Raw genomic sequence first — 12,323 nt, 5'->3', positions numbered from 1 at the left:
TCCTCCGCTGATGTTCAGCCGCGAGCGGCGCGTGGGCGATAGGCAGTCGGGTAGTAGTCGCGAAACCATGCGATGAAGCGTCCAAGACCTTCGTCCAGCTCTATTTGCGGCTGGAACCCGGTGGCCTGGGCCAGATCGTCGGTCTCGGCGCAGGTGTTGAGCACATCGCCCGGTTGCAGCGGCAGCAGCTCGACAATGGCTTTCTGACCGAGGTGTTTTTCCATCAGGGCCAGATAGGTTTTGAGCTCCACCGGGTGCTGGCCGCCAATGTTGAACAGGCACCACGGCGCCATGCTGGTGCCGGCGTCGGGGTGTTCACGATCCCACTCCGGATGAGCATGCGGCGGGTGATCGACAAGGCGGGCGATGCTTTCGACGATGTCGTCGACGTAGGTGAAGTCGCGTTGATGCTCGCCGTAATTGAACAGCTTCAGCGGTGTGCCGTCGGTGATCGCGCGGGCGAACTGGATCGGTGACATGTCTGGTCGACCCCAAGGGCCGTATACGGTGAAAAAACGCAAACCGGTGCTGGGAATGCCGAACAGATGGCTGTAGCTGTGCGCCATCAGTTCATTGGCTTTTTTGGTGGCGGCGTACAGCGACAGCGGGTGATTGACGCCGTCCTTCACCGAGTAAGGCGTGTGCTGGTTGGCGCCGTACACCGAACTCGATGAGGCATAAATCAAGTGCTCGACCGGATGATGGCGGCAGCTCTCCAGAATGTTGAGGAAACCATTGAGGTTGCTGTCCAGATAGGCCCGTGGGTTTTCCAGCGAGTAGCGCACCCCGGCTTGCGCCGCGAGGTGGATCACCACTTGCGGGCGTTCGCGGACAAACAGTGCGTCGATGGCCGACGCATCAGCCAGGTCAACCGTGGCGAGCGGGAAATCGCCGACCTGCTCGCGCACCCATTGCACGCGATCGTGCTTGAGTTGCGGGTCGTAGTAGGCGTTGAAATTGTCCAGGCCGACCACCGAGTGGCCGTCGCGCATCAACCGCAACACGCAATGGGCACCAATGAAACCGGCCGCACCGGTGACCAGCACCTTCATGGCCGTGGCCCTTCGGGAGCGATATGGCGAAGGCCGATGCCGCTGTAATGCAGACCGGCAGCGGCAACGTGTTCCGGGTTGTAGAGGTTGCGGCCATCGATGATGACTTTCGAGCGCAGCTTTTCGGCGAGCAACTCAAAGTCGACCACGCGGAAATTTTTCCACTCGGTGCAAATCACCAGCGCATCGGCGTCTTCCAGCGTGTCGTCGCGGGTGGCGCATAGGTGCAGATCGTTGCGGTAGCCGTAGAGGCGCCGGCATTCGGACATGGCTTCCGGGTCGTAAGCCTGCACACTGGCGCCCTCGGCCCACAGGGCATCCATCAGGTAACGGCTCGGGGCTTCGCGCATGTCATCGGTGTTCGGCTTGAATGCCAGGCCCCAGATGGCAATGGACTTGCCGGCCAGACCCTGGGGGAATTGCGCTTTCAGTTTGCTGAACAGAATGTGCCGCTGCTGGTCGTTGACGTCGGTGACGCTGCGCAGCAATTTCAGGGGCATGCCGTTGTGTTCGGCGGTGTGCAGCAGGGCGCGCAAGTCCTTGGGAAAGCATGAGCCACCGAAGCCGCAGCCCGGATAGATGAAGTGGTAACCGATGCGCGGGTCGGAGCCGATGCCTTTGCGCACCGCTTCGATGTCGGCACCGAGCAACTCGGTGAGGTTGGCCAGCTCGTTCATGAAACTGATGCGGGTGGCGAGCATCGCATTGGCCGCGTACTTGGTCAGCTCGGCACTGCGGTTGTCCATGAACATCAGTTTTTCGTGGTTGCGGCAGAACGGCGCGTACAGCTCACTCATTTGCTCGCGCGCCACATCATCGCGGGTACCGACGATGATTCGGTCGGGGCGCATGCAGTCGGCGAGGGCGCTGCCTTCCTTGAGGAATTCGGGATTGGAGACCACGCGCACGTTCAGCTCGGATTTGCCGCGACGCAGCAACTCGCTGTTGGCAGCGGCCAGCACCTGATCGGCAGTGCCGACCGGCACCGTGGATTTGATGATCAGCGTGCGATCGGCCTCCATGTGCGAAGCAATCTGGCGAGCAACGTTGAGCACGTGGCTCAGGTCGGCAGAGCCATCCTCATCGGCCGGTGTGCCCACGGCGATGAAAATCAGCTCGGCGTGCTCCACCGCATCACTGGCCTGGGTGCTGAACGATAAGCGCCCGGCTTTAATGTTTTCTTCCAGGGTGCTGGATAAGCCCGGCTCACTAATTGGAGGAACTGCTTGTTGCAGTTGCTTGATTTTATTCGGATCAATATCCACGCACAGAATGCGGTGTCCAACATCGGCAAGTGCCGCTGCTTGTATCAGGCCAACATAGCCCGTACCAAATACGCTCACGTCCATATTGGCGTGCCTCGTAAGACGGTGGAAAGAGTTCAAATCGAGACTGTCAAAAGGGGTATAGCGCAGGGTGAGAAAAGCGTGTCAGCAAAATGACATGTTGCACCTGTATAACAGGTCACATTTTTGGGGCGATTTGCCATCAAGTGCTTGCTATTGTTGGATTTGTCCCGTCCTTGACGCTTTTTTCACAATTCAGAGAAAGCGATAAACGGTCGAAGCCCCCGAAATTAAAGGCTTATAGCCGCTTGAGTGTGTCAGATTTGAGTCAACGTTTTTTTGACGCTTTCAGGAAAAGTCAGCCATTTCTTGCGCTTTGATGGCCGGGTGCTAGTGTCAGTTTTTGACCGACAAAACCTTGACCCTCTGCCGTTTCGCGCAACCGGAATAGCCATGTTTCGATACCTCAAAGAACTGCTTTTAGTTATTTATCTGCTGGTTTATTCCGATTATTACATCGAGCGGTTAAATGCTATCGGCCTGGGGTTTTCTGTAGTTCTTTTTGGCGCGATGTTTTTGGCGCTTACTTTAGCGTTATATCTAACGGCGTATATACGACAGGCGCTCATTCGACATTTATTCGCATTGTTCATGTTCGCCTCGGCGGTGTTTTTTGATGTCTATACGCGGGTCACCGCGGATTACCTGAACTACAGCAGCTTTGTCTCGCTGGTGTACTCGGGTGGCTTCATCCAGGAAGCGGCGTATCAGTACCGCGATGCAATCTTGCATGGCGTCCTGAATGGCTTGTTGCTGCTGTTGGGCATTGGTCTGAAACCCCGACACTCGCTGAGGGTGCCGAATGCCTTGCGCGTAGCCGCGCCGATTTGTGGGGTTTTGCTGCTCAGCGCTGTGCTGTTTTTGCGAGCGGGCGAGGGCGCTCGTGGCTTGCCGATCATGTACACGCCGTTGGCCTACCTGAACCTGTTTGCCTATGAAGCGCTGCACAACACCGTCGGCCCGCGTGAGCCGGTGACACTGGCGCGCGCGTCGCAAGCGGTCGGCCATGACATCGTGTTGATCATCGATGAAAGCATCTCCGGCAATTATCTGGATATCAATGCGCCGTTCGGGGTGCACAGCAACCTTAAGCAAGCCCACGCCGGCGTCGACATTTTCAATTATGGCTACGCCGCGTCCATCGCCAATTGCAGCGCCGACACCAACATCACCTTGCGCTACGGCGGCACCCGCGCTGACTACATGCGTATCAACAGCACGCTGCCGTCGATCTGGCAGTACGCGAAAAAGGCCGGGCTGCGCACGGTGTACATCGATGCGCAGCGCACCGGTGGCAATCTGCAGAACCTGATGACCGACACCGAGAAAAAGGACATCGACGAGTTCGTGCAATTCGACCAGACCAGCGTGCGCGATCGCGACATGGCCGCTGCGGCGAAGTTGATCGAACTGCTCAATGACGACAAGCCCGAGTTGGTGGTGATCAACAAGGTCGGCGCGCATTTTCCGGTACACGACAAGTATCCCGATGCATTCATGGCCTATCGGCCGACCTTGCCGCGCGGGCAGTTCACGGAAGTCGCCGACACGGGCGAGCGCACCGGTTTCAATGGGCAGCCGGATGACTGGGTGCTGTACCGCAACGCCTACAAAAACACCGTGCTATGGAATGTCGGCGAGTTCTTTGCGCGGGTGTTCGCCCAGGCCAACCTGAGCAATGCGTTGCTGATTTATACCTCCGATCATGGCCAGGACTTGCACGAGCGCGGTAATCCGGGGCTTAACACGCACTGCGGCGGCGATCCGGTGGAGGAGGAAGGGCTGGTACCGTTGGTGGTGATTCAGGGCAGCGAATTAAAGACGCTGGATTGGCAGGCGCAACTGGCGGCGAACAAGGATCACTCCAGCCACTACAACATTTTCCCGACCTTGTTGCAGTTGATGGGTTACGACCTGGCGGGGATCGAGGCGGTGTATGGCAAACCGTTGACGGTGCCGACGGCAGATGAGTTCACCTTCAATTACCGGTTCAATGCGCGGCTGGGGGCCAAGCCTGAGTGGAAGCATATTGATCTGGGCAGCATTGTCACGCCGGGAGAGGGTGCGACCAGTGTGGCGGCTGGGCAGTAAATTTTGTATGGGCAGGACTGGCCTCATCGCTGGCAAGCCGCCTCCCATAGTGTTTGAGGGTGAATTCAGGTATCTGTGAACAACCTGAATCCCTGTGGGAGCTGGCTTGCCAGCGATGAGGTCGTTTGATTCAACGCCAGGCTCTGGTCTGTCATCGGCATCCGCTATCCTTGCCCCACACTGACCCATCAGGTGGCGGCATGCTCCAGATTGAAAACGTCTGCAAAAGTTACCTCACTCCTCAAGGCTCGTTACCGGTGCTGCAAGGCGTCGACCTGACGCTCGAACCCGGCAGCAGTCTGGCGCTGATGGGCGAATCCGGCAGTGGCAAAAGCACCTTGCTGCACCTGATCGCCGGCCTCGACAAAGTCGATAGCGGCAGTATTCGCAGCGGCGAACATCGGCTCGAAAGCATGAACGAGGCGCAACTGGCGAACTGGCGGCGCACGGAAATCGGTCTGGTGTTCCAGCAGTTCAACCTGATTGGCAGTTTGCGCGTCGAGGACAATCTGGCGTTTCAGGCACGTTTGGCCGGGCGTCACGAGCCGCGCTGGCAGGCACATCTGGTGCAGCGCCTCGGGCTGAGCGATTTGCTCAAGCGCTATCCCGAACAGCTCTCGGGCGGCCAGCAGCAACGCGTCGCGCTGGGTCGCGCGCTGGCCTCGCAACCGAAGCTGCTGTTGGCCGACGAACCCACCGGCAGCCTCGATGAAGCGACCAGTGATGAAGTGCTGCGCTTGCTGCTGGAACTGCTCGACGATACGCCGACAACCCTGCTGATGGTCACGCACAGTCCACGAGTGGCGGCACGGCTGGCACAGCGGGTGGTGCTCTCCAACGGGCGGCTGATGTGATCGTCTTCAGGCAAACCCTGCGCGCGCTGCTGAGCCATTGGCGACGGCATCCGGTGCAGTTCTTCAGTGTGCTGACCGGGTTGTGGCTGGCCACCAGCCTGCTGACTGGCGTCGAAGCGCTTAACAGTCAGGCCCGCGACAGCTACGCACGCGCCAGCCAATTGATCGGCGGCGAACCGCAGGCCAGTCTCAGTACGCCGAACGGCGCGACGTTTGCGCAGCAATGGTTTGTCGATCTGCGTCGCCAGGGCTGGCCGGTGTCGCCGCTGTTGCAGGGCCGCTTGTTTCTCAAGGGGCACGACGATCAGCGCCTGCAACTGATGGGCATCGAACCGGTGTCGCTGCCGGCTGATTCGGCGGTGGCCGGGCAGGCCATGCCGATCGAGCGAGTGGTCGAGTTCTTCACGCCGCCGGGCAGTACGTGGATTTCCCCGCAAACCCTGCAGGCCCTGAGCCTGCAAGAAGGCGCCACCCCGCAAACGCTGAATGGCCAGAAGCTGCCGCCGCTGCTGGTGCAAAAGGACATGGCGCCGGGCGTGTTGCTGGTCGATATCGGCGTCGCGCAAACCCTGCTCGAACAACCCGGACAACTGTCACGCCTGTTGCTGCCCAAGGATTTTCACGGTGAGTTACCGGTCACGTTCAAAGGCCAGTTGCAGCTCAAGAGCAGTGGCGAGGAAAACAATCTGGCTCGACTGACCGAGAGCTTTCATCTCAATCTGGATGCTTTGGGATTTCTCTCGTTCGTGGTCGGTTTGTTCATTGTCCATGCGGCCATCGGCCTCGCCCTGGAACAACGGCGCGGACTGCTGCGCACATTGCGCGCCTGTGGTGTCAGTGCGCGAATGTTGATTGGCTGTCTTATCGTTGAGCTGGGCGTGTTGGCGCTGATCGGCGGCGTACTTGGCGTAATCAGCGGGTATTGGCTGGCCAGTGTGTTGCTGCCGGATGTCGCCGCCAGCCTGCGCGGTCTGTACGGTGCGGAAGTGGCGGGGCAGTTGCGGCTGAGCCCTTGGTGGTGGTTCAGCGGGATAGGGTTGAGCCTGCTCGGCGCCTTGCTCGCCGGAGCCAACAGCCTGCTGCGGGCGGCGCGCCTGCCTTTGTTGGCAGTGGCAGATCCGCAAGCCTGGCATCAACAATACGCGCGCTGGTTGCGGCGTCAGGGCTGGCTGGCCTTGTTGTTGGGCGTGATCGCGCTGGCGGCGTTGGTCTGGGGCGACAGTCTGGCCAGCGGATTTGTGTTGATGGCCGGGCTGCTGCTCGGCGCCGCGCTGGCATTGCCGGTGCTGCTCAGCGGCGTACTCAATCAATTGCTCGGGCGCAGTCGGTCGGTGCTCGGCCAGTGGTTTCTCGCTGACTGCCGCCAGCAATTGCCAGCATTGAGCCTGGCGCTGATGGCGTTGCTGTTGGCGCTCGCTGCCAATATCGGTGCAGGCAGCATGACTGCCGGTTTTCGCCAGACCTTCAACGACTGGCTCGAACAACGTCTGAGCGCCGAGCTCTATATCAACCCGACCAACCCGGCTCAGGCGCGCGAGATGTATAGCTGGCTCAAACAGCAGCCGCACGTGACGGCGGTGCTGCCCAACTGGCAGGTTGCGGTGACGCTGCAAGGCTGGCCGGCGGACGTGTTCGGTGTGATCGATCACTCGTATTACCGTCAACATTGGCCGTTGCTCGATGTCAGTGGCGGTGATCCGTGGGGGCATTTGGCGACCGATGATGCGGTGATGCTCAGCGAACAACTGGCCCGACGCCTGAAACTGCATGCTGGCGAACACCTGAACATCCCCACGCCGAACGGGGCGTGGTCACCGCGCATCGTTGGCATCTATGCCGATTACGGCAATCCCAAGGGGCACCTGCTGGTCAACGTCAATCACCTGCTGCGCGGCTGGCCACAACTGACGCCGAACCGTTTCAATCTGCGCATCGATCCGCAAAACATCCCGGCCTTTTTGTCCGCATTACAGGCACGTTTTGCGCTCGATGACAGCCGCATCGTCGATCAGGCGCGGCTCAAGGGCTGGTCGGTTCAAGTGTTTGAACGCACCTTTGCAGCCACCGCCGCACTGAACAGCCTGACCCTGGCGGTGGCGGGCGTGGCGCTGTTTATCAGCCTGCTGACGCAGAGCCAGAGCCGACTCGGCCAGCTCGCGCCGCTGTGGGCGCTGGGTGTGACCAGACGTCAACTGATGCTGCTGAACCTTGGTCAGACCTGGCTGCTGGCGGTGCTGACGCTGGTGTTGGCCCTGCCGTTGGGGATCGCGCTGGCGTGGTGTCTGGACGCGGTGATCAACGTACAGGCGTTTGGCTGGCGACTGCCGTTGCGGGTGTTCCCGTGGCAATTGCTGCAACTGATGGGTTTGGCGTTGCTCGCGACATTGCTGGCGTCGGCGTGGCCGTTGTATTCGCTGTACCGCACGCAACCGGCGGACCTGCTGAGGACTTTTGCCCATGAGGATTAACGCGGTTGTGTGGTTGATCGTGCTGTTGTTGCTGGGTGGCTGCGATCAATCAGTGCCCGAGCAAAAGGGTTTTGCCGGGATGGGCGATCAGGCGTCAGGGTTCACGCCGGTGGTGCCGGGGCGGGTGTTCAGCTTTCCGGCGGACCACGGCGCCCATGCGGGTTTTCGCATTGAGTGGTGGTATGTCACCGCCAACCTCAAGGATCAGCAGGGCAGGGAATTCGGCGTGCAATGGACGTTGTTCCGCAGTGCCCTCAACCCCGCTCCGGAACTGGCCGGGTGGGGGAGCCAAACGATCTGGCTGGGGCATGCGGCAGTGACCTCGGCGACTGCACACCATGCCGCCGAACGTTATGCCCGCGGTGGGGTGGGTCAGGCTGGTGTAGGGCTGACACCGTTCGAGGCGTGGATCGATGATTGGCAGTTTGTCAGTCACTCCCAGGACCCATTGAGCGATATGCAACTCAGCGCCAAGGACAAATCCTTCAGCTATCAACTGCACCTCACCGCCAGTCGTCCGCTGGTGCTGCAAGGTGACAAGGGTTTCAGTCAGAAATCCGAACAGGGCCAGGCGTCGTACTACTACAGCCAACCGTTTTTTCAGGCCAGCGGCACGCTGCAAATCGACGGCCAGACCTACACCGTCAGCGGCCCGGCCTGGCTCGATCGTGAATGGAGCAGCCAACCGCTGACTGCCAACCAGACCGGCTGGGACTGGTTCTCCCTGCACCTGGACAGCGGCGCACACGTCATGTTGTACCGCATGCGCCAGAAGGACGGCGCGCCGTATCTGACCGGTACCTGGATCGACGCTGACGGCCAGACGCAAACCCTGCATAGCGGGCAGATCACACTCACGCCAGAAGACACCGCAAGCGTCGCCGGTCGCTCCATGCCGGTGCGCTGGTCGATCAGTATCCCGGACAAACACCTCGACATCCGCCTCTCGGCGCTCAACCCCAATGCGTGGATGAACCTGCGCATTCCCTACTGGGAAGGCCCGGTCAACATCAGTGGCAGCCACACCGGCAACGGCTACCTCGAAATGACCGGCTATTGAATCCCCCGCCGTAGGAGCTGCCGAAGGCTGCGATCTTTTGATCTTGTTTTTACAGATCAAAAGATCGCAGCCTTCGGCAGCTCCTACAGGGATTTGGGTTGAACTCCATTTGTTCGCTGAACCTCTACACAGATATACCAGTCGAGGATTTGTCATGAGCGACGACCTGCAACCCCCGGACATGAATACCTGGCAGCGTCTGTTCGACGATGAAACCCTGTGGCAGCAGTCTCCCGACGCCCATTATTTCGACCTGCAACGCGTCGCCGACGACCTGCTCGGGCAAGGCGCCATCGACCTGGAGCAGTGGCAGATCCTGCGCGCCAAAGCTGCTGACCTGCACAAGGACTCTCCAGCGGTGAACGTCGCCCGTGAACTCGATGATCCCGAAGCCTGAGGACTCTCCCATGAAACCTATCTCTCAAAACGAACACCCCGACGAACCGCGGCCACCGGGCGAGACTGAGCGCGATAACGACGCCCTGCGGCCCACCGATCCCAAACAGCGCGAGAACGGTGGCAAAGGCACCGCGAGCGGTGAATCGACGGCGCAGGAAACCGCGAAGCAACAAACCAAAGACAAGCCCTGAACAGCGTCTATGCTCAGTGGCACATCTGTCGCCGAACAGGCTTCCGCGTCGGGTGCTGCCATTCATCACAGGGAAAGTACCGCTTATGAAGCTCCACGCACTGGCCAAGGCCATCACTCTCGCAACCGTATTGTCCGCCACCAGCTTCGGAGCATTTGCCGCCGATATTCCGCTGTCCGCCACCATTGAAGCGGATCAGGTCACCACGAAAGTGCTCTCCGTTGATGCTGCCAAGCATCAGGTGGTGCTGGAAGGCGCCGAAGGTCGACAGGTGCATGTTCAATTGAGCGACAAGGCAAAAAACCTCGCCAATCTGAAAGTTGGCGACAAGGTCAACGTCGAGGTTCAGCGCTCTGTCGCGGCCTATCTCGACACCGATGTGGATAAAGGTCTGCCTGGCTCCACCGAGCGTACGGGCGAGCTGCGCAACGCTCCGGGCAGCGAAAACCCGGGCGGCGAAGCATTCCGTCAGATTCAGGTGCAACTGAAAATCACCAAAATTGATTTGAAGAAAAATCAGGTGACCCTGGAAAACCCATCGGGACAATCAAAAACGCTCGACGTCAAAAAGCCTGAAATTCAGGCGAAACTGAAGGATTTGAAAGAAGGGCAGAGCGTCATCGTCACTTACACCGATATATTAAAAGTGACCAGCGAGCATGAAAGCTGAGCATTAACTCTACAGAATGATTGTTCTTGTACAGGGTTTTGTATGAGAACAATCATACTAATTGCTCCGGCTGAAGAGGTTAGGAAGTTTGCCGGGAAATATCGGCAATACACACTTTTTAACTTTCTAGTACATAAAAAACATCATTATGCATGACGACATAAGCGCCAACTTCTATTAAAATCCCTCCCGTTCGCCCAGTGTCAGGGCTCTTTACCGGTGCATGGATTGCCAGGCCATTACACTGGGCGAACACCTCCATTGGGGAGGTTGTATACAATTTCAAATAAAAAGGGCGACTGTGAAGTCGCCCTTTTTTATTGCCGATCGGTTAACTCGATGCCTGGATACCGGATTTATCTTGCTGCCCCTGAAAACGCTTGAGCGTGGCCTGATACATTTTTGTCCGTCGATGATCTTTGCCGTAGGTGCCGGCTGCCGCGACGGTGCCGGACTGGATGTGATCCAAATAGCGAAAAATCTTCCGTGGAGACAGAAACTTGATGCCGTAGCCGCGCCCCATCATGCGGTCCTGTAGCGTATAACCGGGCACGCGATCGTCCAGGCAGAAGTGCAGGCCTTGCGACTTGATCAACCAAGCATTCCACAATGTACAGAAACTTTTCAGATGTGTTTCTCTGTAGGGTTTTGGCTCTTTTGAGCGCAAGCCCAACTGCTGTTTGGCGCGACGAATATAATGCTTGCAAAAGCGCGAAGTTAAGCGCCAGGTATCTCTCACTGCACCCCGATTGATTTGCTCTACACAACCGACCGCTGCAATATCAGCCGACTTCGTGCACTCGCGCATCATCATCGCGAACACTTCCTTGTCGTAGACAAAGGTGTCGGTGTGCAAAAGAAACAGATAGTCGGTTTCAACTTTCGCCAACGCCAGATCCAACGCTTTGCCATGGGCGATGTGCCCAGCTTCTTTACCGGGTGACGGGCGCTCGATCAAGTTGATCCAGTCCAGAGAACGCAAGTAATCCAGACTTTCATCGGCCGAATCATTGTCCACCACCCACACCGGAATACGCTGTTCCTTGACTTGCTCGCGCAATAATTCCAGGCACATTCTGGTGAGGTCCGGGGTTTTGTAATTGACCAGGACAAGACTGAACGTCGACGGCTGTTGGGCGGGTAAATCAAACGTTGTCATTGGCAAGGGCTCATCCGCAAATTAAGGGGCGACAGTGCTTCTTGAACCGGGATGCTAACGACGCAACCTTAGGCCAACCTTAATTTGCCGTTTCGGCAGTGGGGGGCGGGTGAGGTGATACGCGGCAAACGCCGCAGCTTTCCAATGGCTTCCACGCTAGAATGCGCGCCCCTGTAACCGCCCCAAGGAAGATAACGGCGTCGCCGTTGTGTCACGGATGAAACCACTTTCCCTCTACCACCCGGCCCTGTACTGGCTGCGCGTGTGGCAAAAAAGACTGTTCCGCCAGATCGCCTGGTACTGTTCGAGCAAACGCTACGCACGGCCTGCCGCCGCCGCAGAACGTCTGCCGTTCCGTTACCTCAAACACACCTCGAAACTGATCCGCAAACTTGGTGACTCCGACCCAGTCCTGCAACACAACAAGGTTATCAACCTCAAACTCGCCGTCGCCGCCATCGATGGCGTCATTATCGGCCCTGGCGAACATTTCTCTTTTTGTCGTCTGGTCGGCCGTCCGACCCGCCAACGTGGCTATGTCGAAGGCATGGAACTGTCGTTCGGCGAGGCTCGACGCGGTGTGGGTGGTGGCATCTGCCAACTGAGCAACCTGATTCACTGGATGGCCATTCATTCGCCGCTGGTGGTGGTTGAACGCTCCAACCACAGTTTCGATCCGTTCCCGGACGAGGGAAGGGTGTTGCCGTTCGGTTCTGGCGCGGCGATTTTCTATAACTACATCGATCTGGTGCTGCACAACCCGACCGATCGCCATTTTCAACTGAAATTGAATGTGGGCGAGACGCAACTCGAAGGCGAGTTGCTGTGTGATCAAGTGCGCGATTATCGATATCACGTATTCCAGGAGGCGCATCGGTTTGTGCGCGAAGCGGGGCGGGTATTTCGCGAGAACGAAATCTGGCGAGAAGTGCGAAACAAGGGACAGGTGGGCGAGTTGGTGACGCGGGAGCTGCTTTATCGCAATCGCGTGGTGGTCAAGTATGAAGTGGCCGACGAGTTGATCGGGTAGGGC

11 protein-coding genes are annotated in these 12,323 nt (G+C 58.5%); 8 read left to right on the top strand and 3 right to left on the bottom strand.

Annotation, left to right across the window (positions count from 1 at the left end; translation table 11 throughout):
- Positions 1 to 14: 14 nt before the first annotated feature.
- Positions 15 to 1,052 (bottom strand): NAD-dependent epimerase, encoded by a 1,038-nt coding sequence (locus tag JFT81_RS09250; RefSeq protein ID WP_201227053.1) that lies wholly within the window; start codon positions 1,050 to 1,052, stop codon positions 15 to 17.
- Complete coding sequence (locus JFT81_RS09245; RefSeq protein WP_201148713.1) at positions 1,049 to 2,401, bottom strand: UDP-glucose/GDP-mannose dehydrogenase family protein; 1,353 nt, start codon at positions 2,399 to 2,401, stop codon at positions 1,049 to 1,051. The genes JFT81_RS09250 and JFT81_RS09245 overlap by 4 nt, the downstream gene beginning before the upstream one ends.
- Before the next feature lie 390 nt (positions 2,402 to 2,791).
- Between JFT81_RS09245 and JFT81_RS09240 the strand changes: the two genes are divergently transcribed.
- The 7 genes from JFT81_RS09240 (at position 2,792) to JFT81_RS09210 (ending at position 10,131) form a co-directional block, all read left to right on the top strand.
- Complete coding sequence (locus JFT81_RS09240; RefSeq protein ID WP_201227052.1) at positions 2,792 to 4,489, top strand: sulfatase-like hydrolase/transferase; 1,698 nt, start codon at positions 2,792 to 2,794, stop codon at positions 4,487 to 4,489.
- Between the two features lie 200 nt (positions 4,490 to 4,689).
- The gene (locus JFT81_RS09235) at positions 4,690 to 5,343 is read left to right on the top strand and encodes an ABC transporter ATP-binding protein (RefSeq protein ID WP_201227051.1); all 654 of its coding nucleotides are present in this window, start codon (positions 4,690 to 4,692) and stop codon (positions 5,341 to 5,343) included.
- Positions 5,340 to 7,811 (top strand): FtsX-like permease family protein, encoded by a 2,472-nt coding sequence (locus tag JFT81_RS09230; protein WP_201227050.1) that lies wholly within the window; start codon positions 5,340 to 5,342, stop codon positions 7,809 to 7,811. Before JFT81_RS09235 ends, JFT81_RS09230 begins: the two co-directional genes overlap by 4 nt.
- Positions 7,801 to 8,871, top strand: a complete 1,071-nt coding sequence (locus JFT81_RS09225) for a lipocalin-like domain-containing protein (protein ID WP_201227049.1) — start codon at positions 7,801 to 7,803, stop codon at positions 8,869 to 8,871. Before JFT81_RS09230 ends, JFT81_RS09225 begins: the two co-directional genes overlap by 11 nt.
- Positions 8,872 to 9,025: 154 nt before the next feature.
- Positions 9,026 to 9,268 carry a hypothetical protein gene (locus tag JFT81_RS09220; protein ID WP_201202450.1) on the top strand — a complete coding sequence of 81 codons (243 nt, stop codon included), beginning with the start codon at positions 9,026 to 9,028 and terminating at the stop codon, positions 9,266 to 9,268.
- Positions 9,269 to 9,278: 10 nt separating this feature from the next.
- Positions 9,279 to 9,461, top strand: coding sequence for a hypothetical protein (locus JFT81_RS09215; protein WP_201227048.1), 183 nt, complete (start codon positions 9,279 to 9,281; stop codon positions 9,459 to 9,461).
- A gap of 85 nt (positions 9,462 to 9,546) precedes the next feature.
- Entirely contained in the window at positions 9,547 to 10,131 is a 585-nt protein-coding gene (locus JFT81_RS09210) for a hypothetical protein (RefSeq protein ID WP_201205207.1), read from the top strand.
- Positions 10,132 to 10,462: 331 nt separating this feature from the next.
- Here JFT81_RS09210 and JFT81_RS09205 read toward each other — a convergent pair whose 3' ends face one another.
- Positions 10,463 to 11,290, bottom strand: coding sequence for a glycosyltransferase (locus tag JFT81_RS09205; RefSeq protein ID WP_201227047.1), 828 nt, complete (start codon positions 11,288 to 11,290; stop codon positions 10,463 to 10,465).
- A gap of 217 nt (positions 11,291 to 11,507) precedes the next feature.
- Between JFT81_RS09205 and JFT81_RS09200 the strand changes: the two genes are divergently transcribed.
- Positions 11,508 to 12,320 (top strand): VanW family protein, encoded by an 813-nt coding sequence (locus JFT81_RS09200; RefSeq protein ID WP_201227046.1) that lies wholly within the window; start codon positions 11,508 to 11,510, stop codon positions 12,318 to 12,320.
- The last annotated feature ends 3 nt before the right edge of the window (positions 12,321 to 12,323 follow it).

It is taken from the genome of Pseudomonas sp. TH43 (genome assembly GCF_016650635.1).
GTDB lineage: Bacteria > Pseudomonadota > Gammaproteobacteria > Pseudomonadales > Pseudomonadaceae > Aquipseudomonas.
This window is presented reverse-complemented; position numbering and strand designations above follow the sequence as displayed.

Excerpts from the sequence above, each read along its gene's own strand:
- JFT81_RS09250 (WP_201227053.1), bottom strand. The coding sequence starts at position 1,052 with ATGAAGGTGCTGGTCACCGGTGCGGCCGGTTTCATTGGTGCCCATTGC.
- JFT81_RS09245 (WP_201148713.1), bottom strand. The coding sequence starts at position 2,401 with ATGGACGTGAGCGTATTTGGTACGGGCTATGTTGGCCTGATACAAGCA.
- JFT81_RS09240 (WP_201227052.1), top strand. The coding sequence starts at position 2,792 with ATGTTTCGATACCTCAAAGAACTGCTTTTAGTTATTTATCTGCTGGTT.
- JFT81_RS09235 (WP_201227051.1), top strand. The coding sequence starts at position 4,690 with ATGCTCCAGATTGAAAACGTCTGCAAAAGTTACCTCACTCCTCAAGGC.
- JFT81_RS09225 (WP_201227049.1), top strand. The coding sequence starts at position 7,801 with ATGAGGATTAACGCGGTTGTGTGGTTGATCGTGCTGTTGTTGCTGGGT.
- JFT81_RS09220 (WP_201202450.1), top strand. The coding sequence starts at position 9,026 with ATGAGCGACGACCTGCAACCCCCGGACATGAATACCTGGCAGCGTCTG.
- JFT81_RS09215 (WP_201227048.1), top strand. The coding sequence starts at position 9,279 with ATGAAACCTATCTCTCAAAACGAACACCCCGACGAACCGCGGCCACCG.
- JFT81_RS09210 (WP_201205207.1), top strand. The coding sequence starts at position 9,547 with ATGAAGCTCCACGCACTGGCCAAGGCCATCACTCTCGCAACCGTATTG.
- JFT81_RS09205 (WP_201227047.1), bottom strand. The coding sequence starts at position 11,290 with ATGACAACGTTTGATTTACCCGCCCAACAGCCGTCGACGTTCAGTCTT.
- JFT81_RS09200 (WP_201227046.1), top strand. The coding sequence starts at position 11,508 with ATGAAACCACTTTCCCTCTACCACCCGGCCCTGTACTGGCTGCGCGTG.